The sequence below is a fragment of the Microbacterium sp. NPDC087591 genome (assembly GCF_044743625.1).
Lineage (GTDB): Bacteria > Actinomycetota > Actinomycetes > Actinomycetales > Microbacteriaceae > Microbacterium.
Window position 1 is genome coordinate 62,374 of the sequence record NZ_JBIUWU010000002.1, and the last position, 24,938, is coordinate 87,311.

General features: G+C 68.6%; 20 protein-coding genes and 1 tRNA gene. 16 read left to right on the plus strand and 5 right to left on the minus strand.

What is annotated here, in order from left to right; genetic code table 11:
• The first annotated feature begins 11 nt into the window (after positions 1 to 11).
• Positions 12 to 1,556, plus strand: coding sequence for a M81 family metallopeptidase (locus ACIOVG_RS10860; protein WP_400874735.1), 1,545 nt, complete (start codon positions 12 to 14; stop codon positions 1,554 to 1,556).
• A complete protein-coding gene (locus ACIOVG_RS10865; RefSeq protein ID WP_400872946.1) occupies positions 1,553 to 2,902 on the plus strand; it encodes an alpha-L-fucosidase in 1,350 nt (449 codons plus the stop codon). Before ACIOVG_RS10860 ends, ACIOVG_RS10865 begins: the two co-directional genes overlap by 4 nt.
• Positions 2,903 to 2,973: 71 nt before the next feature.
• Here ACIOVG_RS10865 and ACIOVG_RS10870 read toward each other — a convergent pair whose 3' ends face one another.
• Positions 2,974 to 5,757, minus strand: coding sequence for an FAD-binding and (Fe-S)-binding domain-containing protein (locus ACIOVG_RS10870; RefSeq protein ID WP_400874738.1), 2,784 nt, complete (start codon positions 5,755 to 5,757; stop codon positions 2,974 to 2,976).
• A 124-nt stretch (positions 5,758 to 5,881) separates the two neighbouring features.
• Here ACIOVG_RS10870 and ACIOVG_RS10875 point away from each other — a divergent pair, with 124 nt between their 5' ends.
• Positions 5,882 to 6,541 (plus strand): GntR family transcriptional regulator, encoded by a 660-nt coding sequence (locus ACIOVG_RS10875; RefSeq protein ID WP_400872949.1) that lies wholly within the window; start codon positions 5,882 to 5,884, stop codon positions 6,539 to 6,541.
• A 22-nt stretch (positions 6,542 to 6,563) separates the two neighbouring features.
• Here ACIOVG_RS10875 and ACIOVG_RS10880 read toward each other — a convergent pair whose 3' ends face one another.
• Positions 6,564 to 7,496 (minus strand): hypothetical protein, encoded by a 933-nt coding sequence (locus ACIOVG_RS10880; RefSeq protein WP_400872952.1) that lies wholly within the window; start codon positions 7,494 to 7,496, stop codon positions 6,564 to 6,566.
• A gap of 79 nt (positions 7,497 to 7,575) precedes the next feature.
• Here ACIOVG_RS10880 and ACIOVG_RS10885 point away from each other — a divergent pair, with 79 nt between their 5' ends.
• The 3 genes from ACIOVG_RS10885 (at position 7,576) to serA (ending at position 10,100) form a co-directional block, all read left to right on the plus strand.
• The gene (locus ACIOVG_RS10885; protein WP_400872955.1) at positions 7,576 to 8,049 is read left to right on the plus strand and encodes a hypothetical protein; all 474 of its coding nucleotides are present in this window, start codon (positions 7,576 to 7,578) and stop codon (positions 8,047 to 8,049) included.
• Positions 8,046 to 8,375, plus strand: coding sequence for a hypothetical protein (locus ACIOVG_RS10890; protein WP_400872958.1), 330 nt, complete (start codon positions 8,046 to 8,048; stop codon positions 8,373 to 8,375). Before ACIOVG_RS10885 ends, ACIOVG_RS10890 begins: the two co-directional genes overlap by 4 nt.
• A gap of 120 nt (positions 8,376 to 8,495) precedes the next feature.
• Positions 8,496 to 10,100 (plus strand): phosphoglycerate dehydrogenase, encoded by a 1,605-nt coding sequence (gene serA / locus ACIOVG_RS10895; RefSeq protein WP_247629940.1) that lies wholly within the window; start codon positions 8,496 to 8,498, stop codon positions 10,098 to 10,100.
• Between the two features lie 62 nt (positions 10,101 to 10,162).
• Here serA and ACIOVG_RS10900 read toward each other — a convergent pair whose 3' ends face one another.
• Positions 10,163 to 10,705 (minus strand): TetR/AcrR family transcriptional regulator, encoded by a 543-nt coding sequence (locus tag ACIOVG_RS10900; protein ID WP_247629941.1) that lies wholly within the window; start codon positions 10,703 to 10,705, stop codon positions 10,163 to 10,165.
• 96 nt (positions 10,706 to 10,801) lie between these two features.
• Here ACIOVG_RS10900 and ACIOVG_RS10905 point away from each other — a divergent pair, with 96 nt between their 5' ends.
• The 7 genes from ACIOVG_RS10905 (at position 10,802) to ACIOVG_RS10935 (ending at position 18,600) form a co-directional block, all read left to right on the plus strand.
• On the plus strand, positions 10,802 to 12,337 hold the full coding sequence (locus tag ACIOVG_RS10905) for an MFS transporter (protein ID WP_400872962.1): 1,536 nt from the start codon (positions 10,802 to 10,804) through the stop codon (positions 12,335 to 12,337).
• Positions 12,338 to 12,411: 74 nt separating this feature from the next.
• Positions 12,412 to 13,455 carry a 3-isopropylmalate dehydrogenase gene (locus ACIOVG_RS10910; protein WP_400872965.1) on the plus strand — a complete coding sequence of 348 codons (1,044 nt, stop codon included), beginning with the start codon at positions 12,412 to 12,414 and terminating at the stop codon, positions 13,453 to 13,455.
• Positions 13,456 to 13,517: 62 nt separating this feature from the next.
• Complete coding sequence (locus ACIOVG_RS10915) at positions 13,518 to 14,618, plus strand: branched-chain amino acid aminotransferase (RefSeq protein WP_400872968.1); 1,101 nt, start codon at positions 13,518 to 13,520, stop codon at positions 14,616 to 14,618.
• A gap of 139 nt (positions 14,619 to 14,757) precedes the next feature.
• Entirely contained in the window at positions 14,758 to 15,534 is a 777-nt protein-coding gene (locus tag ACIOVG_RS10920) for a fumarylacetoacetate hydrolase family protein (protein WP_400872971.1), read from the plus strand.
• On the plus strand, positions 15,531 to 16,790 hold the full coding sequence (locus ACIOVG_RS10925) for an MFS transporter (protein ID WP_400872974.1): 1,260 nt from the start codon (positions 15,531 to 15,533) through the stop codon (positions 16,788 to 16,790). The genes ACIOVG_RS10920 and ACIOVG_RS10925 overlap by 4 nt, the downstream gene beginning before the upstream one ends.
• A 62-nt stretch (positions 16,791 to 16,852) precedes the next feature.
• A complete protein-coding gene (gltX, locus tag ACIOVG_RS10930; protein ID WP_400872977.1) occupies positions 16,853 to 18,358 on the plus strand; it encodes a glutamate--tRNA ligase in 1,506 nt (501 codons plus the stop codon).
• Positions 18,359 to 18,528: 170 nt separating this feature from the next.
• A tRNA-Gln gene (locus ACIOVG_RS10935) sits at positions 18,529 to 18,600 on the plus strand.
• 206 nt (positions 18,601 to 18,806) lie between these two features.
• Here the strand turns inward: ACIOVG_RS10935 and ACIOVG_RS10940 are convergent.
• Positions 18,807 to 20,060: an acyl-CoA dehydrogenase family protein gene (locus ACIOVG_RS10940; protein WP_400872980.1), complete on the minus strand. Its 1,254-nt coding sequence runs from the start codon at positions 20,058 to 20,060 to the stop codon at positions 18,807 to 18,809.
• Positions 20,061 to 20,276: 216 nt separating this feature from the next.
• On the opposite strand from ACIOVG_RS10940, the gene ACIOVG_RS10945 reads away from it, so the two are divergent.
• From ACIOVG_RS10945 to ACIOVG_RS10955, 3 genes are all read left to right on the plus strand, one after another.
• The gene (locus ACIOVG_RS10945) at positions 20,277 to 21,233 is read left to right on the plus strand and encodes an AraC family transcriptional regulator (protein WP_400872983.1); all 957 of its coding nucleotides are present in this window, start codon (positions 20,277 to 20,279) and stop codon (positions 21,231 to 21,233) included.
• A 72-nt stretch (positions 21,234 to 21,305) separates the two neighbouring features.
• Positions 21,306 to 22,322, plus strand: coding sequence for a glutaminase A (gene glsA / locus ACIOVG_RS10950; RefSeq protein WP_400872986.1), 1,017 nt, complete (start codon positions 21,306 to 21,308; stop codon positions 22,320 to 22,322).
• Positions 22,319 to 23,986, plus strand: coding sequence for an MFS transporter (locus ACIOVG_RS10955; RefSeq protein ID WP_400872989.1), 1,668 nt, complete (start codon positions 22,319 to 22,321; stop codon positions 23,984 to 23,986). Before glsA ends, ACIOVG_RS10955 begins: the two co-directional genes overlap by 4 nt.
• Before the next feature lie 43 nt (positions 23,987 to 24,029).
• Here the strand turns inward: ACIOVG_RS10955 and ACIOVG_RS10960 are convergent, their stop codons facing one another.
• Complete coding sequence (locus tag ACIOVG_RS10960) at positions 24,030 to 24,860, minus strand: hypothetical protein (RefSeq protein WP_400872992.1); 831 nt, start codon at positions 24,858 to 24,860, stop codon at positions 24,030 to 24,032.
• Between the last annotated feature and the right edge of the window lie 78 nt (positions 24,861 to 24,938).

Genomic DNA, 24,938 nt, shown 5'->3' on the forward strand with positions numbered 1-24,938 from the left:
GCGAGATCTGGATGGGCCCGCTGCCGGCGATCGCCGACGGAGGCCTCGCCCGTCCGAGGATCGGCATCGCCGGGATCTCGATCGAATCGAGCACCTTCTCACCTCACATCTCCGGGGACGAGGCGTTCACGGTCCGCACGGGCGACGCGCTGCTGGCGTACTACCCGTTCCTCGAGGCCGGGCGTGAACTGAACGGCGCGGCCGAATGGGTGCCGCTCACGCACGGACGCTCGCTGCCGGGCGGGGCTGTGGCCCCCGACACCTATCGTCGGATGAAGGAGTCGATCCTCGCCGGCATCCGTGCGGAAGGCCCCTTCGACGGCTTCTTCTTCGACATCCACGGAGCCATGAGTGTGGTGGGCATGGACGACGCGGAGGGCGATCTGGCCGCCGCGGTACGTGAGGCGCTAGGCGAGGACACGCTCGTGTCCACCTCGATGGACCTGCACGGCAACGTGTCGGAAGTGCTGCGCGACGCAGTCGATCTGCTGACGTGCTACCGGATGGCGCCCCACGAGGACTGGATGAACACCAAGGAGCGCGCGGTATGGAACCTGCTCGCGCGTCTGAGGGGAGAACACGGCGCCGACCCGCTGCGACGTCGTCCCTACAGTGCGTGGGTGCCGGTCCCCGTCCTGCTGCCGGGGGAGAAGACGAGTACCCGGTTGGAGCCGGCGACGGGGATCTATGCGCAGCTCCCCGAGATCGAAGCGCTGGACGGTGTCGTCGACGCCTCGGTGTGGATCGGATACGCCTGGGCGGACGAGCCCCGGTGCCAGGCGTACGTCGTGGTCACGGGCGACGACCGCATGCTCATCGCACGCGAGGCGGAGCGCGTCGCGCGGATGTTCTGGAACGCGCGGGAGGACTTCGTCTTCGTCGCGGAGACGGGCACGTTGGATGAGGCCGTCGCGCGAGCCCTTGCGCCGCAGGCGCAGCGTCCGTATCTGATCTCGGATTCCGGGGACAATCCCACTGCAGGCGGTGCAGGTGACGTCACGTGGACGCTCGCCCGACTGCTCGATCGACCGGAGCTCACCGACGGCACCCGCACGACGCTGGTCGCCTCGATCTTCGACCGGGCCGCCGTCGCCCTCGCCGTCGCCGCGGGCGTCGGCCGGACCGTGACGCTCTCGGCGGGCGCGGGCGTCGACGACGGGCCGCACGGCCCCGTCACGATCACGGGGACCGTCTACTCGATCACGGATGGCGACCCGGATGCCGGCACCCAGGTCGTGATCGCGGTCGGCGGGTTGCACGCCATCATCACCGAGCGGCGCAAGCCGTTCCATCATCTCGATGACTTCCGCATGCTGGGCCTCGAGCCCACGACCGCCGACATCGTCGTGGTGAAGATCGGGTACCTCGAACCCGAGCTCTACGACCTGGCTGCGGGGTGGACGCTGGCGCTGACACCCGGCGGTGTCGATCAGGACCTGCTGCGACTCGGACACCATCGGCTGCGCCCCGGCGTCTACCCCTTCGACACCACGGGCACGCCCGCACTCACCGCCGTCGTCACGCGGCGCGGCGAGGACCAGGAGGAATCCGCATGATGAACTTCGAGAAGCGCACGGGGCCGGACCTCGGGTCTGCGGCGCCGGTGTACCCGTCGCACGCGGTGCCCGACTGGTATCGGGATGCGAAGCTGGGCTTCTTCGTGCACTGGGGGCTCTATTCGGTGCCCGCCTGGGCCGTGCAGCACGGGGAGGGCGTCCACATCCCGACCGAGGACGCCTATGGCTGGCACCAGTACGCCGAGTGGTACGGCAACACCGTGCGCATCGCCGGCAGTCCGACGTGGGAACGGCACCAGCGCCTTTATGGCCCGGGCACTTCGTACGAGGATCTCGCCGATCGCTGGGATGCGGCGGCGTTCGATGCGGATGCGTTCGTGGGGGAGCTGGTGGGTGCAGGCGCGAAGTACATCGTGCCGACCACCAAGCATCACGAGGGGTTCTGCCTGTGGGGCACAGAGACGACGGGATTCAACTCCGTCGCCCGCGGTCCGCGCCGAGACCTCATCGCGGAGTTCCACGCCGCGACCCGTCGTGCCGGCGCCAGGTTCGGCGTGTACTTCTCGGGTGCGCTGGACTGGCACGTCAGTGACTTCCCCGCCATCGAGTCCGACACCGATCTCTTCCGATACCGCCGTAACGACGAGCACTTCGCGCGCTATTCGGCGGCGCAGCTCGATGAGCTCATCGCGCGGTTCTCTCCCGACATGCTCTGGAACGACATCGAGTGGCCCGACGGCGGCAAGGGGCGGGACGACTTCGCCGTGGCGGCGCTGCTGGGCCGCTATTTCGACGCGGTGCCGGACGGGGTGGTCAACGACCGATGGGGCGTGCCGTATCACGGCGTGCTCACGCGGGAGTACACCGATATCCCCGACATCATCCCGCAGCCGTGGGAGTCCACGCGCGGGCTCGGCTACTCGTTCGGCTTCAACCAGGACGAGGATGCGCGCCATTCGCTGTCGGGTGCGGCGCTGATCCGGCTGCTCGTGGACGTGGTGGCGAAGAACGGCAACCTGTTGATCAACGTCGGACCTGCCGCAGACGGGTCGATCCCGGAGCTTCAGCGCACCGCGATGCGCGAGCTCGGCGCGTGGCTGCAGAGCAACGGAGACGCTATCTACGGCACGCGGCCGTGGATCCGGATGGGGGAGCCGGTCGGCGCGCCGGTCCGCTACACGCAGGCGGGGTCCGTGGTGCACGTGCATGCGCTGGATCCGACCGCAGGGGAGTTCGTGCTGGCTCCGGAACTGCGGTCCGCCGCGCTGCGGTGGGCAGACGGAAGCGGAGCAACGGCGGTCGGGCGCGGCGGGGAGAGCGTGGTCGTGATCCCTGATGCGCTCCGGTCGACCCCCGTCGCCGTGCTGTCGGCCGACACGCGCTGACTCCGGATCATCGACCGCACCGCCGTGCACGGAGCCGGCGGTGCGGTCGGGTCAGCCTGTCGAGGTGGTCTTCAGACGCGCGTCAGTTCTTCGAGCACCTCGATCACGTGCCGGTACGGGCGCCCGGTGGCGCGGCTCATCCCGATCTCGCACGTGCGGTTCGCCGAGACGAAGGCGTCGAATCCTCCGCGGTCGCCATCCGCTGCGGCGATCTCCGCCGATTCCTGTGCGGTCGCGCTGGCGGTGAGCTCGGGGTGCAGCATGCCGCGGTCGCCTGCGAAGGCGCAGCATCCCCATCCCTCGGGGATGAACACATCCTCGGCGACGGCCTCAGCGATCGTCGTGAGCGCACCGGTGGCGCCGAGCGCCGTGGTCGAGCACGTCGGATGCACGGCGATCGAGTCGAGCCTGCGTGGCACGGTGAGGCGGGGAAGCACCTCGCGTGCGACGAACGTCGTGGCGTCCTCGATGCGCAGACCCCGGTGGCGCGGACTCTTCGCCACGGACTGGGCGAGCATCACGTCGAGCCCTTCCGTGCACGAGGCGGCATCGCACACGACCGGGAGTTCGCCCTGGCGACTCGCCTCCCACAGCGAGTCGAGGACGCGCTCAGACATCAGCCGATAGCCGTCCAGGTGCCCCTTGGACTTCCAGGGGGTGCCGCAGCAGAGGCCGCCGTTCTCCTCAGGGATCACGACCGCGATCCCGGCGCGGTCGAGGAGCTCTCGGAGGGCGTCGCGTGAGCCGGCGCCGTCGGTCTCCGGGCCGAACATCGTGCCGATGCACGCGCCGAAGAACACGGCGCTGGCATCGGCGGGGGACGCAGGGCGCGGGGGCTTCGAGCCGCCGCGGGGAAGTCCGCCGTCGTAGAGCGGAACCGTATCGGCGCCGAGCACCGCGCGTCCCAGTCGAGTGACGCCGCGGACGAGCGGGACGGGGAGGGCGTCGGCGACCGTGAGCGCGACGCCGCCGGCGCGTGTGACCGTGCTCCAGTGCTGTGCGGCGGTGCTCCAGAGCGTCCCCTCGACCTTGCTCGACTGTTCGGCGCGCAGGCGTCGCACCAGGTCGCCGGTGTTGATGTCGACGGGGCAGGCGACGCCGCACATACCGTCGACGGCACACGTCTGCACGCCTTCGTAGTCGTAGTCGGCCTGCAGCTCCTGCAGCAGCGCGGTGTCGCCCTGCTCCTCGGCCCACGCCATGTCGCGCCGGATGACGATGCGCTGTCGCGGTGTGAGGGTGATGCTCTTGCTCGGACAGGTCGGCTCGCAGTAGCCGCATTCGACGCAGCGGTCCACTTCGTTCTCGACCGTGGGCACGCGCTTCAGATCGTGCAGATACGACTCGGGGTCGTCGGAGAGCACGACGCCGGGGTTGAGGATGAGGTCGGGATCGAACAGGCGCTTGATCTCCCACATGATGTCGGTGAGCTCGTCACCGTACTGACGACGCACGAACGGGGCCATGATCCGCCCGGTGCCGTGCTCGGCCTTCAACGAGCCCTGCTGCCCGAGCACCAGGTCGACGAGGTCGTCGGTGAAGCGACGGTAGCGCGCCACGCTGTCCGCGTCGTCGAAGCGCTCGTTGAGCAGGAAGTGCACGTTGCCGTCCTTGGCATGGCCGAAGATCACGGAGCCTTCGTACCCGTGCTCAGCGAACAGCTCGATCAGGCGCTCGCACGTGAAGAGCAGCCGATCGACCGGCACCACGATGTCCTCGAGGAGCGCGGTCGTGCCGGAGGGGCGCGCGCCGGCCACGGCCGTGTAGAGCCCTTTGCGCACGTGCCAGAGCGCGGCACGCTCGGCGGGATCGGTGGTGAGCCGCGGGGCGACGGCGAGCGACAGGGCTTCGAAGTGCGCCTGAGCGACGGCACGGGAGGCGATCAGTGCCTCGGTGTCGGACGCGTGCACTTCGACGAGCAGCGCGGCGTGATCCTGCACCTCGATCTCGGCGATGGCCGCCGGGACGTCGCTCAGCCCCTGGGCCACGCGGAGTGAGGCGGCATCGAGCAGTTCGATCGTCGCGAGGCCGAGGTCGGTCAGTGCGGGCAGGGCGGACATGGCGGCCGAGAGCGTCTCGAACACCAGGAGTCCGGTCGCGATGGCGGAGCGCACCTCGATCGTGCGGAACGTCGCCTCCGCCACGAACGCGAGCGTCCCCTCCGACCCGATGATGAGGTGCTCGAGGATGCGCACCGGATCATCGAAGTCGAGCAACGCGTTGAGCCCGTAGCCCATGGTGTTCTTCATGGAGAACTGCTGGCGGAGGAATGCGACGTGGGCGGGCGACGCCAGCAGCCGTGCGCGCAGTGCGAGCAGCCCCTCGGCGAGGGCGGGCTCCGCCGCGCGCAGCTGAGCGTCCGCGTCGGCGGCCCCGGTGTCGAGGATCGTGCCGCTGGGGAGCACGACCCGCATCGAGCGGATGGTCTGGTAGGTGTTCTCGGTGACACCGCAGGCCATGCCGCTGGAGTTGTTGGCGACGACGCCGCCGATCGTGCAGGCGATCTCGCTGGCGGGGTCGGGGCCGAGCTTGCGGCGGTAGCGGGTGAGCCGGGTGTTGACCTGCCGCACTGTCGCGCCGGGGCCGACATGCACCACCGCCCCATCGTCCTCGACGCGGATGTCGCGGAAGTGGCTGCGGGTGTCGACGAGGATGTCACCGCTGACCCCCTGGCCGGAGAGGCTGGTGCCTCCGGAGCGGAAGGTGAGCGTGCGCCCGGCCGCGCGCACGGCTCCGAAGGCGCGTGCGACGTCCTCGGCGTCGGCGGGGGACAGCACGGCATCGGGGATCAGCAGGTAGTGGGAGGCATCATGCGCCCGAGCGAAGCGATCGATGGACCGCGAGTGCACCTGCATGGACGGCCCGAGCAGGGCGGAATCCAGGGGTTCGGCGAGAGTGGTCGACACGGTGCTCCTCTGCTCCGTCGAAAGATTGTCTGACAAGTGTACCGAAGCCAGACCCTCTCGGTAGGCTGACCGTATGACGACCACAGAAGCCGCTCTCGGCATCGTCGGCGTGGTGGACGCCGTGACCGCGCAACTGCGCACGCGGATCCTCGGCGGCGAGATCCGCTCGGGCGCTCCTCTCACCGAAGCGGCGGTCTCGCAGATGTTCGGCGTGGCCAGGCCCAGCGCGAAGGCGGCGATCGAGCAACTGGTCGCCTCGGGACTTCTGGAGCGCACGGCTCACCGGAGCGCGAGGGTGGTCGGCATCGACCAGGAGACGGTGCGCGACGTCTATCGGACGCGGATCCGCCTGGAGAGCGCGGCGCTGCGCGAGCTCGCCACGCGACGGGCGGTCCCCGCGGCGGCGACCGCCGCGAATGCCGAGATCCTGGCCATGGGGCCGGGGCCGGATCCGGCGACGGTCGATCCCGACCTCCGGTTCCACACGGCCCTCATCGACGCCCTGGACAGTGAGCGGACGGGGCGCATGTACCGCAGCGTCCTCGACGAGGTGCGGCTGTGCATGGCGCAGGTGCAGGACCGACGACTTCTCGACGCCGCAGCGATCGCCGCGCAGCATGCGGAGATGCTGGCCGCGGTCGCCGCAGGTGAGGGCGAGCGGGCGGCCGAGGTCTTGGAGGGGCATCTCTCGTCCGCCGAGGCGAGGCTCGTCGAGGCGCTCGGCGCCGATTAGCGCCGAGCTCGATCCGGTGCGGCTACTCGGCCGGAGCCTCTTCCACGATGATCGGCGCATCGGCCGGGTCCGCCCACACAGGAGCGGGAAGCACGGTATCGGTCTGCCCCGCCTGGATCGCGCGCAGGGCGTCGGCGATCTCGTCGGCGTTCTCCGGCACCGTGAGATCGCACGCGCGCAGCTCGGAGGGGAACTGCAGTGTGAGGCGGATCTTGCCGGCTTCGATGGCTTCGGCTGTCGTGCCCGTGCGGATCTCGCTGCCGGTCTGGATCGCCGGGACCTCGTCGCAGACGTGGTAGACGGCGCCGCCGTCGACCCAGACGACCTCGTCCTGTCCGAGCAGCTGGATGACGGCCGACTGGTCGGCCGTGTACTGCTCGACCGACGGCGGGTTGAAGGTGGTGCCCAGAACCGCGGCGAGCACGGCCAGTGCGATGCCGACGATGCCGGCCGTCGTCTTCTGACCCTTCGACATGTCCTTGTTCAGGAAGATCAGGATGATGAGGGGCAGGAACGCGACGATCGCGATGATGGCCCCGAGCTGGTTCTGGACGAAGAACCGCACGGTGTCGGACTTGCGGGCCGGGTCGAGCCGGTTCGCCTTCTTCCACAGGACGGAACCTGTGATCGACAGGGCGGCGATGACCACGAGCAGCACCAGCAGAGCGACGAACGCCCACTGGGGGAACTCCGCACTGGCGCCCTGCTCCCGGAGGAGGCCGGTATCGGCGTCTCGGACGAGCGTTCCGTCCTCGCCGACGAATACACGCTGACGCAACAGCCAGAAGATGCCGACCGCTTCGCCGACGATGGCCACGGCCCAGAGGATCGCAGCGATCCAGCGGAAGCGCGTGGCTGTGGCTTTCGCCTCCGGGGTCGGGGTCCAGCCGGCGGGTGGCTCGGTGGCTTCCGCCTTCGGTGCGCCCTGCGGGACCTTCTTGTTCTGCTCAGCCACGGTGGTCCTTCCCCCGACATGGGCCTCACCGGCCCGGATGCCCCTGAGCCTAGTGGAACGCGTGTCCTACGCTGGGGGAATGACATCCGATTCCGATGACGCCCTGAGCTGGGACGGTGATGAGCAGACACCGCCCGCCGCGTCCGCACTGCCTGCCGGGTGGAACGCCGTTGGCAAGGGCAGCGACGGAGTGCGCCGCGTCGATGACGACAGTGCCGCGGCGGGGGAGACCGTCGCGGATCCCGCGGAATCGGAGCCGCTCAGCACCGCGACGCTGCTCGTGCTCGGAGTGGTCGGCGGTGTCTATCTGCTGTACTCGATCGGCTGGGTGGTGGGAGGGCTGCGGCTCAAGCCGCTCGCGAACTTCTTCGTGGCCGACGCGATGTTCCTGCCCTGGTTCGTGCTCGCCATCGCCGCTCCCGCGCTCTGGTTCCTCGCGACCTGGGTGCTGACCCGCGGTCGCGCCGCCTGGGTGCGGGTCTGCCTGCTTCTGCTCGGGGTCGTGCTTCTCGTGCCCTGGCCATTCGTGACGGTGGGGGTGATCGGATCATGAGCGCGACACCGAGCGAGCGCTCGAAGGCTTCTCCCGGATGGATGGTCGGACTGGTCCTCGGCCTGGCCGGGCTCTTCTACGCCTACGCGGTGTGGAACGCGGTCGCGCATCTGATCGCTATGGCGCAGGGCGGACTGAGCGGCGGCGGCTGGGCGGTGCTCTCGTTCGGGGTCGCCTTCCCCGCGATCGTCTTCGCGTTCGCGTATGTGATCGGACGCCGGCGCAGGGCGGGGGAGCTCGCCCTGGTGCTGCTCGCCGGGCTCGGCATCGTCGCGGTGTTCTGGATGAGTCTGATCGCGTACAGCCTCACGCTCGCGACCTCCTAGCGGCGGAGGGGGCCGTCACACGGCGCGGAGCGACGAGGCGGCTCCGGTACAGTGGAGGTGATCGCGCCCCCATGGTGTGCGGCGCATCGGCCCCTACTGCGCTGCCCCAAAGGATCCTCTGTGCCGAAGCCCGTCGTCCTCATCGCCGAAGTTCTCTCTCCCGCCACGATCGAGGCTCTGGGCCCCGACTTCGACGTCCGTGACGTCGACGGCACCGACCGCGAGGCGCTCTTCGCCGCGCTGTCCGATGCGGATGCGGTGCTGGTCCGATCCGCGACGCGCATCGACGAGGAGGCACTCGCACACGCGCCGCAGCTCAAGGTGGTCGCCCGAGCCGGCGTCGGCCTCGACAACGTCGACATCAAGGCAGCGACCGCAGCAGGTGTCATGGTCGTCAACGCCCCGACCTCCAACATCGTCTCGGCCGCCGAGCTCACGGTCGGACACATCCTCAGTCTCGCGCGCCGCATCCCCGCCGCGCACGCCTCGCTCTCCGCCGGCCAGTGGAAGCGCAGCTCCTTCACCGGAGCGGAACTGTTCGAGAAGACCGTCGGCATCGTCGGCCTCGGGCGGATCGGCGCCCTCGTCGCAGCACGCCTCGCGGCGTTCGACATGCGCGTCGTCGCATACGACCCCTACGTCACCTCGGCTCGTGCGCAGCAGCTCGGGGTGCAGCTCCTCTCGCTCGACGAGCTCGTGGCCGAGTCCGACTTCCTCACCATCCACATGCCGAAGACGCCCGAGACCACGGGCATGATCGGTGCGGAGCAGTTCAAGGCCATGAAGCCGACCGCGTTCGTGGTGAACGTCGCCCGAGGTGGCCTGATCGACGAGGTCGCCCTGCATGAGGCGCTGGTCGCCGGCGAGATCGCCGGTGCCGGACTCGACGTGTTCACCTCCGAGCCCCCGGCCGAGGGCGGCACGGCTCGTCCGCTGCTCGACCTGCCGAACGTGGTCGTTACTCCGCACCTCGGCGCCAGCACCGAAGAAGCGCAGGAGAAGGCCGGCGTCTCGGTCGCACGCTCCGTGCGTCTGGCGCTCGGCGGCGATCTGGTCCCCGATGCCGTCAACGTCGCCGGTGGCGTCATCGACCCGTACGTGCGCCCGGGCATCTCCCTGGTCGAGAAGCTCGGTCAGATCTTCGCCGCGCTGGCGACCTCGCCGCTCACGAGCCTCGACGTCGAGGTGCACGGCGAACTGAACGACTACGACGTCAGCGTGCTCAAGCTTGCAGCTCTCAAGGGCGTGTTCACGAACATCGTCAGCGAGACCGTGTCGTACGTGAACGCCCCGCTGCTCGCCGAGCAGCGCGGTATCGCCGTGCGTCTGATCAAGGACGACGTGAGCGATGAGTACCGCAACGTCATCACGCTCAGCGGTGCGCTTTCCGACGGATCGCAGCTCTCGGTCTCCGGCACGTTGACCGGACCGAAGCAGGCGGAGAAGCTGGTCGGCATCAACGACCACGCGCTCGAGCTGCCGATCGAGAAGCACCATGTCGTGATGCTCTACACCGACCGTCCGGGCATCGTGGCCGTGTACGGCCAGAAGTTCGGCGAAGCCGGCATCAACATCGCGGGCATGCAGATCGCACGTCAGGCCGCCGGCGCCCAGGCGCTGAGCGTGCTCACGCTCGACTCGCCGGTGTCGGAGGACCTGCTCGAAGACGTCAGCGCCGCGATCGATGCGGATCTCTTCCGCCAGATCGAGATCACCGAGGTCTGATCCACGCAGTCATCGAGGAGGCGGGGGCGTGATGCTCCCGCCTCTTCTGCGTGGTGGGGGACTCAGGACGTGGCGCGGAGCACGAGGTCGATGAGCGCGGCGAGCTCCTCGCGATGCGGTACCAGCCGCTCTGGGCCGTGCACGTCGAGCGAGTTGTTGAAGTAGAGGCCGTCGCTGAGCAGCATCACCAGGTCGAGGCTGGCCGCGTCGCGCACGTGGGGGCGGATCTCATCGGCCCACCGTGCCCTGGTGTGCCGCAGCATGTCGGCGGCAGGGGCGGAGCCGCCCTGGGCGAGGCGGGTGGTCGCGATCAGTGCCCGGTCCAGAGCATCGTCCTCCATGACGGAGGTGCGGACGTAGTACGCCACCGGGCCCTCTTCCGCCGCGGCCATGCGCGCCAGGTCGGCGGTGGTGAGTGCGTCCAGGCGTTCCAGCATGCCCGCCTCGAGCTCGTCCTTGGAGCCGAAGTGGTAGAGGAGTCCGCCCTTGGAGACACCGGCCGCTTTCGCGGTCGCTTCGAGGGTCGCCGCGCGTTCTCCGTCGGCGATGACGATGGCCTCGAAGGCGTCGAGGACGCGTTCGCGAGCGAGGGGCGGTCGGGGCATTCGGGATCCTCTGCGCAGGGGAGACGACGGGATTCTGTTACTATACCATCCGGACGGTTTAGTAAGAGATCGTCCTGTGATCCTGAGAGGTGTTCCATGACCCGTACTGCGTCGATCCCGACGACAGAGACGGATGCTCCCCGCGTCGGAGCCCGCGGCTGGGCGGCGCTCGTCGTCCTCATGCTGCCGGTGCTGCTGGTGTCGGTGGACAACACGGTGCTGAGCTTCGCGCTCCCCGAGATCTCCATCGCGCTCGCGCCGACCGGCGCCGAGCAGCTGTGGATCATCGACGTCTATCCGCTCGTGCTCGCCGGACTCCTGGTGACCATGGGGACGCTCGGTGACCGCTTCGGCCGCCGCAGGATGCTCCTGATCGGAGCGACCGGATTCGCTGCGGTCTCCGCCCTCGCGGCCTTCGCGCCGACGGCGGGGCTGCTGATCGCGGCGCGTGCGCTCCTCGGCCTCTTCGGAGCGATGCTCATGCCGTCGACCCTCTCGCTCCTGCGCTCGATCTTCCAGAACCGCGATCAGCGCCGGATGGCGATCGCGGTGTGGGCCTCGGCATTCTCCGCAGGCTCCGCCCTCGGTCCGATCGTCGGCGGCTTCCTCCTCGAGCACTTCGCCTGGGGATCGGTGTTCCTCATCGCCGTGCCGGTTCTCATCCCGTTGCTCATCGCGGCGCCTCTGCTCGTGCCGGAGAGCCGCGACCCGAACCCTGGCCGCATCGACCTGATCAGCATCGTGCTGTCGATGGCGGCGATGATCCCCGTCGTCTATGCGATCAAGTCGCTGGCGGTCGACGGCCCCAGCCTGTCGGCGGGTGGCTGGGCACTGCTCGGCATCGTCATGGGCTACCTGTTCGTGCGCCGTCAGCTCCGCGCGGACATCCCGATGCTCGACATGGCGCTGTTCCGCCGGGGGTCCTTCTCCGGCGCGATCCTGGTGAATCTGCTCAGTGTGGTCGCGCTGGTCGGCTTCCTGTACTTCGTGTCGCAGCACCTGCAGCTGGTCCTGGGCCTGTCGCCGATGACGGCCGGTCTGGCACTCGTGCCGGGAATGCTCGCGATGATCGTCGCGGGTCTCACGGTCGTGCCGATCTCGCGTCGTGTGCCGCCGCATGTGGTGGTGCCCGCCGGGCTCGCGTTCTCCGTGGCCGGGTATCTCATCGTGGCGTTCACGACGCATGAGCACGGCGTCGCCCCGCTGGTCATCGCCTTCGTCGTGCTCGGCATCGGCATCGGCGCGGCGGAGACCATCTCGAACGAGCTCATCCTCTCGAGCGCGCCGGCGGCGAAGGCGGGGGCGGCCAGCGCCGTCTCCGAGACCGCGTACGAGCTCGGTGCTGTGCTCGGCACCGCGATCCTGGGTGGTCTCATCACCGCCTTCTACCGCGGAGCGCTCGTGCTGCCGGCGGGGCTGCCCGCCGAGGTGGCGCACGCGGCCAAGGAGACTCTGGCCGGCGCGTACACCGCGGCCCACGAGTTGCCTGCCGCTCTCGGCGATGCCCTCTGGGAGGCGGCATCCGCCGCGTTCGGCTCGGGCGTCATGGTGACCTCCTTGATCGGTGCCGGACTGGTCGTCATCGCCGGTGTGATCGCGGGCGTCACACTGCGCACGCGCACCTCGCACTGACCAGTACGCTGGATGGACCGGCCCTGACGACCTCTCATGGACGCGGGTCGGTTCATCCCGGTGCAAGGAGAGTCATGTCGCGTGTCGTGAAGCTGGCCGTCATCCCCGGAGACGGGATCGGCCCCGAGGTCATCGCCGAAGCGGAGAAGGTGCTCGACGCGGTCACCGCCGACAGCGGCGTCCGTTTCGAGAAGACGCGCTTCTCGCTCGGTGCCGGACGCTTCCTCGAGACCGGTGACACGCTGACCGACGACGACCTCGCCGCGATCACGGCGCAGGACGCGATCCTTCTCGGAGCCGTCGGAGGAACACCGGGCGACCCTCGCCTGAAGGACGCGAACATCGAGCGCGGTCTGCTGCTCAAGCTGCGCTTCACGCTCGACCACTACGTCAACCTGCGTCCGTCGAAGCTATTCGCCGGCGCCCCCGGCCCGCTCTCGAACCCCGGCGACATCGACTTCGTCGTCGTGCGCGAGGGTACGGAAGGGCCGTACGTCGGCAACGGCGGCGCGATCCGGGTGGGAACTCCGCAGGAGGTCGCGAACGAGACCTCGGTCAATACCGCCTTCGGTGTCGAGCGCGTCGTGCGCCACGCATTCACGCTGGCCGCGCGCCGTCGCAAGAAGCTGACGCTCGTGCACAAGACCAACGTGCTCGTGCACGCCGGTGCGATCTGGAAGCGCATCGTCGACGAGGTCGCCACGGAGCACCCCGACGTCACGGTGGACTATCTGCACGTGGACGCGGCGACGATCTTCCTGGTCACCGATCCTGCGCGCTTCGACGTGATCGTCACCGACAACCTCTTCGGCGACATCCTCACCGACCTCGCCGGCGCCGTCACCGGCGGTATCGGCCTGGCGGCCTCAGGGAACATCAACCCGGACGGCACCTTCCCGTCGATGTTCGAGCCGGTGCACGGCTCCGCGCCGGACATCGCGGGGCAGCAGAAGGCGGACCCGACGGCGGCGATCCTCTCGATCGCGCTGCTGTTGGATCATCTCGGATTCTCGGCCGAGGCTGCGCGGGTCACCTCCGCCGTCGAGGCCGACATCGCGGGTCGCATCGGCGCCCGCTCCACCGCGGAGATCGGCTCCGCGATCACTGCCCGCCTCTGACCGGCAGGCGTAGGCTGAAGAGGTGCGATGATGCGCCCACCCCTGAGAAACGGATGACGACTATGACGACCATCGATGCGGAGACGGCCGTGGCGCCTCTCGAATTCGCCGTGACCAAGAACCTCGCAGCGGCGACGCCCGCCCGCGTCGCCGAGGTGCTCGAGAACCCGGGCTTCGGCGTCGTGTTCACCGATCACATGGTCGACATCTGCTGGTCGGACAAGGGCGGATGGCATCGTCCGCGTGTGCAGCCGTATGGCCCGATTCCTCTCGACCCCGCCGCCTCGGTGCTGCACTACGCGCAGGAGATCTTCGAGGGAATCAAGGCGTACCGCCATGAGGACGGCTCGATCCACACCTTCCGCCCCGACCGCAACGCCGCACGTCTGCAGGCGAGCGCTCGGCGCCTGGCGCTGCCGGAGCTGCCGACGGAGTACTTCATCCAGTCGCTGCGCGAGCTCATCGCCGTCGACGGCCGCTGGGTTCCGTCCGGCGCCGACCAGAGCCTGTACCTGCGCCCGTTCATGTTCGCCAAGGAGGCATTCCTCGGTGTCCGCGCGGCGAAGAAGGTCGCCTACTACGTGATCGCGAGCCCCGCAGGCGCGTACTTCTCCGGTGGCGTGAAGCCGGTACGCATCTGGCTCTCCGAGGACTACGCGCGTGCGGGCAAGGGCGGTACGGGCAAGGCGAAGACCGGCGGCAACTACGCGTCGAGCCTGCTCGCACAGAGCGAGGCGAGCGCGAAGGGCTGCGACCAGGTCGTGTTCCTGAACGAGAACCGCTACGTCGAGGAGCTCGGCGGCATGAACGTCGTGTTCGTCTTCAAGGACGGCCGCGTGGTGACGCCCGAGTCGGACAGCATCCTGGAGGGCATCACGCGCGACTCGCTGCTGCAGCTCGCCGAGGATCGCGGTTACACCGTGGAGAAGCGACCGATCTCGATCGACGAGTGGCGCTCCGGCGTGGCGTCAGGCGACATCGTCGAGGTCTTCGCGTGCGGTACCGCCGCCGTCGTGACTCCGATCGGTGCGCTGCTCGGCGAGGGATTCGAGGAGCCGCAGCCGCTGGGCGAGCTCGCCCTCTCACTGCGCGAGGAGCTGACGGACATCCAGTACGGCCGCCGCGAGGACAAGCGCGGCTGGTTGCTGCGTCTCGACGCCTGATCGCCTCGGCGCGACGCCGAACCCCGCGTCATCGACGACCCCGTCCTGCTGATCTTCGCAGGGCGGGGTCTCGTCAATTGGACGGGGTCTCGTCACGGCTGCGGGGTCCGGCGGTGCGCGGTCTGGCTAGGCTGGATCCATGAAGATCGCCCGGTTCAGTCACGACGACGCCATCATGTACGGAATCATCGACGGGAGCGACCTCGTCGTGCTCGCCGGGGACCCCCTGTTCGCAGGGTACGAGACGACGGGCGACCGTGTGGCTCTCGCCGATGCGGTGCTGCTCGCTCCGGTGATCCCGCGCTCCAAAGTCGTCTGCGTCGGCAAGAACTATCACGATCACGCCGCCGAGATGGGGGGAGTCGCGCCCGAGGAGCCGCTGCTGTTCCTCAAGCCGAACACCTCTGTGATCGGCCCCGGTGACGCGATCGTGCGTCCGGCGCTGTCCGAGCGCACCGAGTACGAAGGCGAGCTGGCCGTCGTGATCGGCAAGATCGCCAAGAACGTCACGGCCGCCGACGCCCTCGACCACGTGCTCGGATACACGATCGGCAACGACGTGACCGCTCGCGATCTGCAGCGCAAGGACGGCCAGTGGTCGCGCGCGAAGGGCTTCGACACGTTCTGCCCGCTCGGGCCGGTGATCGAGACGGACTTCGATCTCGCGACGGCGAGTGTGGAGACCCGCGTGAACGGCGAGGTCCGCCAGCACGCACCGCTGACCGACATGATCCACTCCGTGCCGGCGATCATCGAGTACGCCTCGGCCGTGTTCACCCTGCTCCCCGGAGACGTGATCCTCACCGGGACTCCCGCGGGCGTCGGCCCCTTCGAGGCCGGAGACACCGTCGAGGTCGAGATCACCGGATTGGGAATCCTGCGCAACGCCGTACGCGACGCACCGCGTCCCTCATGACTTCGGCGGCGCTGACGGCGACCGAGCAGGCGGTCGTCCAACGGCGCACCGTCGCGATCCTCTCGCTCGGCCAGGTGCTCGGAGGCATCGCCTTCGGCGCCACGGTCTCGCTCGGTGCACTTCTCGCCGCGGACATCTCCGGGAGCGACGCGCTGTCCGGCCTCGCCACGGCATCCGTCACGCTCGGAGCTGCGCTGTGCGCGATCCCGCTCGCCCGGCTGGCGGCGAAGGTCGGACGGCGTCGCGCGCTGACGCTCGGCAATCTCTTCGCACTGGTCGGGATCGCTGTCGTGATCCTCGCCGCGGCCCTGCGCATCTTCCCGCTCCTGCTCGCCGGCATCCTCATGATCGGCGCGGGCAACGCGGGCAACCTGCAGTCGCGCTTCGCGGCGACCGACCTGGCCGCTCCGGTGCACCGAGGACGTGACCTCTCGATCGTCGTCTGGGCGACGACGATCGGCGGAGTCGCCGGGCCGCTGCTGCTGGCCCCCGGTGAGGTGGTCGGCCACACGCTGGGCATGCCCCCGCAGACCGGCTCGTACGTGTTCTCCTTCGTCGCCCAGTGCGCGGCACTCCTGCTCTACCTGGTCGCGCTGCGTCCGGATCCACTCCTGGCGGCGCAGAGCCTCGCGCGCACGGCGGCAGCGGCTACGGGGGAGACCGTTGTCGATCGCCCCGTCGTGGCGCGGTACGCGATCTTCGCGGTCGCGGCATCGCACGTCGTGATGGCATCCGTGATGGCGATGACGCCCGTGCACCTCTCGCACATGGCGCACGGCGCGCACGGGATGGCGGCTTTGCCGGCTGACGTCTCGCAGCTCGTGGGCGTGACGATCGCCCTCCACGTCGCCGGGATGTACGCGCTCTCGCCGGTGTTCGGCATCCTCGCCGACCGCTGGGGCAAACTGCGTGTCGTCCTCCTCGGGCAAGCCCTCTCGGCGGCGTCGCTCGTCTTCGCGATCTTCGCCAACGATCAGCCCTGGGGCGTGATGACGGCCCTGATCCTGCTCGGGCTCGGCTGGAGCGCGGCGACGGTCGCCGGGGCCGCGCTGCTCACCGAGGCCTCTGCGCCGGAGCTGCGGACCCGCCGCCAGGGGCGCAGCGACTCGTTGATGAGCCTGTGCGCGGCCGCGGGCGCCGTGCTCGCCGGGGTCGTGTTGTCGAACTTCCAGTACGCCGGACTGGGCATCGCCGCATCCGTGCTCGTCATCGCGATCGTCGCGCTCTCACCGCTCGCCCGGTCGACGCGCACGTGAAGCACTCACGTGGCGGTGCATCGGCATCGCCGCGGGGTCGCGCGCTCTAGAATCGAAGGGATATGGCTACTCCTCACCCCCTCACCACGACCGCCAGCGGTGCCGACGTCCGCGTCCGCTTCTGCCCCTCGCCGACAGGCCTGCCGCACGTCGGCATGGTGCGCACGGCTCTCTACAACTGGGCCTACGCCCGCCACAACGGCGGCAAGCTCATCTTCCGCATCGAAGACACCGACGCTGCGCGGGACAGCGAGGAGAGCTTCCGCCAGCTCGTCGACGCACTGACCTGGTTGAAGATCGATTGGGACGAAGGGGTCGAGGTCGGTGGTCCGCACGCCCCGTACCGGCAGTCGGAGCGCCACGACATCTACCGCGGCGTCATCGACAAGCTGGTCGCCTCGGGCGCCCTGTACGAGAGCTACTCCAACGCGGAGGAGATCGACGCACGCAACGAGGCGAACGGTCGGGCCAAGCAGCTCGGATACGACAACTTCGACCGCGACCTGACCGATGAGCAGAAGGCGGCATTCCGTGCCGAGGGGCGCCAGCCCGCGCTGCGACTGCGGGTGCCGGACGAGGATCTGACCTACGAGGACCTCATCCGCGGCGAGGTGACGTTCCCGGCCGGATCCTTCCCCGATTTCGTGGTCGTCCGTCCGAACGGCGTGCCGTTGTACACGTTCGTGAACCCCGTCGACGATGCGCTTATGGGGATCACACACGTGCTCCGCGGAGAGGACCTGATGCCCTCGACCGCGCGTCAGCTCGCGCTGTACGCCGCACTGATCGAGGCAGAGGTCACGACCTTCGTGCCTCGGTTCGCGCACATGCCGCTCGTGCTCGGTGAGACCGGCAACAAGAAGCTCTCCAAGCGCGATCCGCAGGCGGACCTGTTCCTGCACCGCGACCGCGGATTCATCCCCGAGGGGCTCCTGAACTACCTGGCACTGCTGGGCTGGTCCATCGGACCCGACCGCGACGTGTTCACGCTCGACGAGTTCACCGCGGCGTTCGACATCGTCAACGTCAACCCGAACCCGGCCCGCTTCGACCAGAAGAAGGCCGAGTCGATCAACGGCGACCACATCCGGATGCTCGACGGCAAGGACTTCGCCGAGCGCACGGTCCCGTATCTCGCCGCTGCCGGTCTCTTCGACGAGCCGACGCACGAACAGCTGGTGCAGGCGTTCCGCGTCGCACCGCTGGTGCAGGAGCGGGTACAGCTGCTGGGCGAGGTCCCCGGCATGGTCGGCTTCCTCTTCACGGATGACCTGTCGTATGACGCGGACGCGCTCAAGGGCCTCCCGGCGAACGCGGCCGAGGTTCTCGACGCGTGCGTGGCCGCGCTCGAGCCGGTGACCGAGTTCACGCCGGAGAAGATCCAGGAGGCCCTCGCCGAGGCGCTGGTCGAGAAGCTCGAGCTCAAGCCTCGCGTCGCCTACGGGCCTCCGCGCGTCGCGATCACGGGACGACGGATCTCTCCGCCGCTGTTCGAGTCGATGGAGTTGCTCGGCAAGAACGAATCGCTGCGCCGCCTGCGGGCGCTGTCGGCGCAGCTCGCCGGCTGACGCACGTCGCGGAGTCGTCTCGGAGGAGGGGGAGTGCCTGGCGGTCCTCCTCCTCTCGCGTCTCGACGTGCGGATCCGCCACGCCCGGGGTGCGAAAGACAGGCTCCATTTGGTGCGGGGCGACCGGTCGGGTAAGCTTGACTCTCGGTGCGAGGCTCCGGTTTCGCCCTTGGGGTATGGTGTAATTGGCAACACGACGGTTTCTGGTTCCGTTATTCTTGGTTCGAGTCCAGGTACCCCAGCACAACGAAAACCCCCGCTCAGGCGGGGGTTTTGTCGTTGCTAGGCATCGATCGGGTGGATGCGCGCCCGCCAGGTGATCGCCGGGCCCGCAGCGACCGGCGGCAACGCCCGAGGCCATCGATGTCGGCCGATCATCCGGCGCGTGGTTCTGCCGCTTCCCCGCGATGAGCCGGAGGGGTATCGGCTCATCGCGGGGACCCGGGGATCAGGCGGACAGTCGGTTCTCCGACGCGGCGAGGTGGTCGTACCCGGGTGCCCGCAGCATCTCGTGGAGATGGCGGCGACGCACGCCCATGTTCCCGCCGTCGTAGATCGGGAAACAGAGGACGTCCTGCATGATCGCGCCGAGCGGAGTGCGGTCACCGTAGGACTCGACCCCGACCAGTCGCATGGCGTCGTACACGGTCTGTACCGACAGCTCCGAGTTGTAGATCTTCACCATGTTCGACAGCTCCCGATCGAGCCATCCGGTCTTGTCGAAGTGATCGGCTGCCTTCCACGCGAAGTAGCGACCGGCTTCGATACGCGTCTTGATGTCGGCGAGCATGTAACCGGCGTTCTGGTGTTCGATGACGGGGACGCTCCCCGACCGCTTCTCCGTCGTCACGAACCGGTATGCGTATTCGAACGCGGCACGCATCTTGCCCACCGCGGCGGCGCCGATGCTCGAGCAGGTCCAGGAGAAGGCGCCCTTGGTCAGTTGCAGGCCGTCGCCCGGCTCTCCGATCATGTTCGACAGCGGCACGCGCACATCCCGGAACTCCACGACCGGCGAGTTGGTCGCGACGTGACCGAAGGTGTCGATCATGCCTGTGATCACGACGCCGGGAGTGCCCTTCTCGACGACGATGATCGCGAGCGACTCCTGCGGCGGGGCCCCGGGGTCGGTGCGGCACACGACGCTGATCAGATCTGCGCCCTCGTCATCCCACCCCGATGCATTGGTCGTGTAGGCCTTCTTGCCGTTGATCACCCATTCGTCGCCATCTCGGACCGCGAAGGTCTGGACTCCGAATCGGGGGTCGGGGTGGTCGAAGTTGGCGCCACCGGCGGCCTCGGTGAATGCGATCGCAGCGAGGGCCGGACTGCCGTCCAAGAAGGGAGCGAAGAACCGCGCCTGCTGTTCGGGCGTGCCTGCGGCGATGATCGGAAAGAGCCCCAGTCCGGTGCCGAGCACGGCAGACGGGACGTTGACGTCGATACGCGCGAGCTCCTCGCAGGCGAGAGCGAACTGCAGATTGGTGAACCGGTGTCCGCCTGCCTCTGCAGGGACGAGCCCCGCGATGAAGCCGGCATCCACCATCTGCTGGTAGAACGGCTTGAGCGCACGGAACCGATCGAGGGGCTCGGGGTACGCAGCGACGGCGTCGGCCACCCCCGTGAGCACGTTCTCGGCGAACTCGCGTGCCTGCAGTCGCAGGGACATCTCCTCATCCGACAGGGTGAAATCGATAGCCATGGGGTCCTCCTCGATGGACGGCGGGTTTTGAACAGCATCGGCCGCGTCCGCAGACCTCCGCTTGTCTCAGAGCGCACGGGGGCGAGGACGAGCGCGCACGGCCGCCTGCGGTGAGATCTCTCTTACCTGCGCGAAACGAGAACGACTCCGTGTCGTGATCGCGCATCGATCTACTGGCGTCGAAGCGATCCGCGCGAGTGCGATAAGGAGAGGGCGATGACCTTGTGCTGGGACACGTCCACCCGGCCCCCGGCCGAGCAGTACGCGTACTGGAGGCACGCGCTGTGCGATGCCTTCACTCCGTTGCGTCCCGTCGAGCGCGGCCAACGAGATGCCTGGCGGCGGCCCGGTCTGCCCGGCACGGTGACCAGTCAGCATCTCGGCGCCCTCAATGCCGCCGAGATCGCCACGTGCGCCCAGACCATTCATCACGGTCGGGCGGAGGTGGAGAGGCTGGAGGAGGAGGTCGTCTTCGTGAACCTCATGCTGCGCGGCCGATGCATCGTGCGTCAGGGGCGATCAGAGGCCTTCTCACCGGCGGGGACCTTCACGATCGTGAACGCTGCCGAGGAATTCGTGCTCGACTATCTCGACCCGTGGGCGTCGGTGTCTTTCCGGGTGCCGAGCGCCCGCCTGGATCATCGTGTGCAGCAGGATCTCCGGGCCACCACCTTCTCCGCGCTGACCGGGATGAGCGCCGTCCTTGCCGACTCCATGCGTTCAGCCTGGTCCGCATCGACCACCGTCGACGAGGCTCAGCGCGCCGTGCTCGGCGGAGTCTTCGAGACGATCCTCGACGCCTTCGCCGAGCGCACCCCTGTCGAAGCCTTCGTGGCGAGTGAGAGTCGCGGGGCGGCGCTGCGCACCAGCATCGAGCGATACGTCGCGCAGCAGCTGCGCTTCGGAGACGTGAGCCCGACGGCGACCGCAGCCCGCTTCGCCATCTCGCCGCGCAAGCTCCATCAGCTCTACGAGGGGGCGGCGATGTCCTTCAGCCAGACGGTTATGCGTCTGCGAGTCGAGCACTGCGCCGCAGAGCTCACCGCCTCGACCGGGATGACGATGACCGAGCTCGCAGCGCGATGGGGGTTCGCGGATCTCTCGCATCTGAACCGTGCGTTCCGCACGCATCTGGGGATGAGTCCCCGCGAGTACCGGTCCGTCGCCGCGTGAGGAGTCGGCGCGAGACGGCGCCGGAGGACACGGTTCATCGGTGAGTGGCCGTCAGGCTCTACGCTGAGCATCATGCGGGGAGAAGAACTGGATGTCGCGGACATCGATCAAGCGGTGGCGACCGGAGCCGTGCCGCCGGATGCGCGGCTCGACGAGGTGCTCGCGGCGGCGTACGCCCGCGCGCAGCGCCACGAGGAGGGGACGGTCGCCGACTACATCCCGGTTCTCGCAGAAGCGGATCCTGCCGCCTTCGGAGTGTGCGTCACCGATGTCCGCGGTGGGCTGCACGAGATCGGCGATACCCGCATCCCCTTCTCGATCCAGTCGATCTCCAAGGCCTTCGTCTACGCGCTTCTCAGCGAGCAGGTCGGACATGAGAGGGCCTTCGACGTCGTCGGGGTCAACAACACCGGTCTCGCCTTCAACTCGGTCGTCGCGATCGAGCTCAACGACGGTCACCCGATGAACCCGATGGTCAATGCCGGTGCGATCGCCACGACGGCGCTCCTGCCCGGTGGCGCCGACGACAAGTGGGAGGCGATCCTCACCGGGCTCTCGCGCTTCGCGGGACGAGAGCTGCAGATCGACGAGGAGGTGTACCGCTCCGAGTCCGAGACGAATCATCGCAACCGCGCGATCGGCACCCTGCTGCAGAGCTACGGACGCATTACCGCCGACCCTGACGCCGTGGTCGACGTGTACACCCGTCAATGCTCCTTGCTCGTCGATGCCAGGGACCTCGCCGTGATGGGAGCGACGCTCGCGGACGGTGGTGTGAATCCTCTCACGGGGGAGCGGGTCGTGTCCGCAGACGTCTGCCGCGACACACTCGCTGTGCTCTCCGCCAGCGGTCTCTACGAGCGCTCAGGGGAGTGGCTGTTCGAGATCGGCCTTCCCGGAAAGTCCGGCGTGGCGGGCGGCCTCGTCACGGTCGCACCCGGCAAGGTCGGCATCGGCACCTACGCTCCGCCGCTCGACGGCGCCGGCAACAGCGTGCGCGGACAGATCGCCACGGCGTTCCTCGCGCGCTCCCTGGGACTGAACATCTTCGCCTCCGATTCGCACTTCACGAGAGGAGCAGACGCATGAGCTCTGCATCGTCCGCCGCCCCGGAGTCCGCTCTCCGCACGGAACAGGATCGCGCATCCTGGGTGCCGATGATCGGACTCTTCCTCGCGCAGATCCTGATGTCGTACAACGTGTCGGCGCTGCCGGTCTCGCTGGGCGGGATGGTCGAGACGTTCGGTGTGCCGCCGACCGACATCAGCACCGCGATCGTCACCTACGGCCTGGTCGTGGCCGCGCTGGTGATGGTCGGTGCGAAGATAGGCCAGCGCGTCGGGTGGGTGATCGTCTTCCGGGTCGTCGTCGCCCTCTTCGCCGTGTCCGCGATCCTGATGATCGCCGCCCCGTCCGTCGAGTTCGTGATCCTCGCGCAGGCCCTCGCCGGTGCGTCTGCGGCGATCATCGTCCCCTCCCTGGTCGCCCTCATCGCCGAGAACTACCGCGGCGCGCAACAGGCCACCGCGATCGGCTCACTCGGCTCGGCGCGTGCTCTCGCCGGCGTCAGCGCCTTCCTGATCGGTGGCACCCTCGCGACCCTGGTGGGGTGGCGGCAGGTGTTCATCGTGGTGCTGGTGCTCGCAGTCGCCGTCTTCATCCTCAGCTTTCGGCTGCGCGGTGAGCCGGGGAACTCCGAGATCAAGATCGACGTCGTCGCGGCGCTGCTCATCGGCGCCGGAATCGTGTCGCTCACACTCGGCGTCAACAATCTGAACCGATGGGGCCTGCTTCAGGCGGGAGCGGACGCCCCGTTCGATGTGCTCGGACTGTCACCGGCGCCGGTGCTCGTGGTGATCGGCCTGATACTGGTACAGCTCTTCTTCTTCTGGACACGCCGACGCGCGAAGGCGGGCAAGGTCCCTCTCGTGAGTCTGTCGGTGTTCGGCTCCTCCCGCGAGCGTGCAGCGGTGTACGCGATGTTCATCGTGGTCGGGCTGGAGGCGGCGCTGAACTTCAGCATCCCGCTCTACATCCAGATCGTGCAGGGCCGCACGCCCTTCGACACCTCGCTGGCGATGCTGCCGTTCAACCTGACGGTGTTCTTCACCGCGATGCTCGTCGTGCGGTTCTACCGTCGCTTCTCGCCCCGCACGATCGGGATGTTCTCGTTCAGCCTGACCACGGTCGCCTTGGTGTGGCTCGCCGTCGTCGTGAACAACAACTGGGAGACCTTCCCGACGATCCTCGGACTCTTCGTCTTCGGTGTGGGGCAGGGCGCTCTGGTCACCCTGGTGTTCAACGTTCTCGTCACGGCATCGCCGAAGACGCTCGCCGGCGACGTCGGCTCGGTCCGCGGAACGACTCAGAACCTCGCCTCCGCGGTCGGCACCGCGGTCGCGGGCGCGCTGCTGGTGGGCATCCTCAGCGTCAACGTGGTGGGCTCTCTCGTCGATCACCCCGAGCTTCCGCCGGAACTGGTGGCACAGGTCGATCTCGACCGCACGAACTTCGTCAGCAACGACCGGCTGAAGGAGGTGCTCGAGCAGACCGACGCGTCGCCCGCGCAGGTCGACGCCGCGGTGTCCGTGAATGAGGAGGCGCGCTTGAGTGCGCTCAAGACCGGACTCCTGATCCTCGCCGCAGTCAGCGCGCTGGCGATCGTGCCGGCGAGCAGGCTGCCGCGCTATCGCCCCGGCGAGGTGCCGACGTCCGTCGCGACGGGCCGCGAGCCGGAACCCGACCGGGCCTGAGGAATGGTGCGGGCCTGAGGAATGACCGGGGCGTGAGCGAGCACTAGCGGCACTCGCCGAGGAACCCGAGGTAGCAGACCGCTTCGTGGGTCTCGGCGGGTCGGTAGTCCTCGTTCGAGACCTCCCTCGTGGCCGTCTCCGCCGTACGCTCCAGGTTCCCGAAGGTGCCCAGGCTCGCGACCACGCCGTCGGTGCCCTGCGAGCGCATGTCGTCGATCGCTGCGAGGTACTCGTCGCAGACGCGGGTCGCCGCGTCGGCCAACTCGACATCGGCGCACACCGCATCGTACTCGGCCGCCATCGCGTCGATGCAGTCGGACCAGGCCTGGTCGACGAAGCAGAGGTTGACATCGTCCATGGAGACGTCGAACCGCCCGGTCTCGTACTCCTCGGTGTGAAACGTCTCCGGCTGTTCCGGCACGTCCACCTTGGTCCAGTGGCGCGCGGTGGTGAGGGCGACCACAAGCACGACGACGGCGATGAGCACGAGTGCTCCGAGGATCGACAGCAACACCCACAGGCCGGTTCTGCTCTTGCGAGCAGGCGTGGCGGCGGGCGTGGGCGCGTGGGGATCGAAGGGCGCGGCACCGGGGAAGGCAGCAGGGGAGGCTCGCAGTGCGGAGAGATCGTGTCCACCGGCGCCATGACCGTTGGCCGTGGCCTCGGAAGCAGCCGGCGCTGTAGCCGCGCCTGGGGTCGTCGCGTCGGGACCCGACGGGACGGTCGTGCTGACCCAGTAGTCGTACCACGCACGGGACGCGGAGTCGTCGGTGCGCACCCGCCGTCCTTCGTCATCGCTCAGCGTGAGGCCCAGCGACGCCGCGCCGCCGGGGGTCGACAGGCGCTCGCGGAACTCTTCGAAAGACAGGCTCATGCTCGTGATCCTCTCAGAACCGCGAGGTTCCGCTCAATCCGGCCGCATCGACGATTCGAGTGTCCTCCTCGCCTGAGC

Excerpts from the sequence above, each read along its gene's own strand:
- ACIOVG_RS10910 (WP_400872965.1), top strand. The coding sequence starts at position 12,412 with ATGTCGCGTGTCGTGAAGCTGGCCGTCATCCCCGGAGACGGGATCGGC.
- glsA (WP_400872986.1), top strand. The coding sequence starts at position 21,306 with ATGCGGGGAGAAGAACTGGATGTCGCGGACATCGATCAAGCGGTGGCG.
- ACIOVG_RS10875 (WP_400872949.1), top strand. The coding sequence starts at position 5,882 with ATGACGACCACAGAAGCCGCTCTCGGCATCGTCGGCGTGGTGGACGCC.
- ACIOVG_RS10900 (WP_247629941.1), bottom strand. The coding sequence starts at position 10,705 with ATGCCCCGACCGCCCCTCGCTCGCGAACGCGTCCTCGACGCCTTCGAG.
- ACIOVG_RS10960 (WP_400872992.1), bottom strand. The coding sequence starts at position 24,860 with ATGAGCCTGTCTTTCGAAGAGTTCCGCGAGCGCCTGTCGACCCCCGGC.
- gltX (WP_400872977.1), top strand. The coding sequence starts at position 16,853 with ATGGCTACTCCTCACCCCCTCACCACGACCGCCAGCGGTGCCGACGTC.
- ACIOVG_RS10920 (WP_400872971.1), top strand. The coding sequence starts at position 14,758 with ATGAAGATCGCCCGGTTCAGTCACGACGACGCCATCATGTACGGAATC.
- ACIOVG_RS10865 (WP_400872946.1), top strand. The coding sequence starts at position 1,553 with ATGATGAACTTCGAGAAGCGCACGGGGCCGGACCTCGGGTCTGCGGCG.
- ACIOVG_RS10870 (WP_400874738.1), bottom strand. The coding sequence starts at position 5,757 with ATGCAGGTGCACTCGCGGTCCATCGATCGCTTCGCTCGGGCGCATGAT.
- ACIOVG_RS10890 (WP_400872958.1), top strand. The coding sequence starts at position 8,046 with ATGAGCGCGACACCGAGCGAGCGCTCGAAGGCTTCTCCCGGATGGATG.
- ACIOVG_RS10860 (WP_400874735.1), top strand. The coding sequence starts at position 12 with ATGGGCCCGCTGCCGGCGATCGCCGACGGAGGCCTCGCCCGTCCGAGG.
- ACIOVG_RS10955 (WP_400872989.1), top strand. The coding sequence starts at position 22,319 with ATGAGCTCTGCATCGTCCGCCGCCCCGGAGTCCGCTCTCCGCACGGAA.
- ACIOVG_RS10925 (WP_400872974.1), top strand. The coding sequence starts at position 15,531 with ATGACTTCGGCGGCGCTGACGGCGACCGAGCAGGCGGTCGTCCAACGG.
- ACIOVG_RS10915 (WP_400872968.1), top strand. The coding sequence starts at position 13,518 with ATGACGACCATCGATGCGGAGACGGCCGTGGCGCCTCTCGAATTCGCC.
- ACIOVG_RS10940 (WP_400872980.1), bottom strand. The coding sequence starts at position 20,060 with ATGGCTATCGATTTCACCCTGTCGGATGAGGAGATGTCCCTGCGACTG.
- ACIOVG_RS10905 (WP_400872962.1), top strand. The coding sequence starts at position 10,802 with ATGACCCGTACTGCGTCGATCCCGACGACAGAGACGGATGCTCCCCGC.
- ACIOVG_RS10945 (WP_400872983.1), top strand. The coding sequence starts at position 20,277 with ATGACCTTGTGCTGGGACACGTCCACCCGGCCCCCGGCCGAGCAGTAC.
- ACIOVG_RS10885 (WP_400872955.1), top strand. The coding sequence starts at position 7,576 with ATGACATCCGATTCCGATGACGCCCTGAGCTGGGACGGTGATGAGCAG.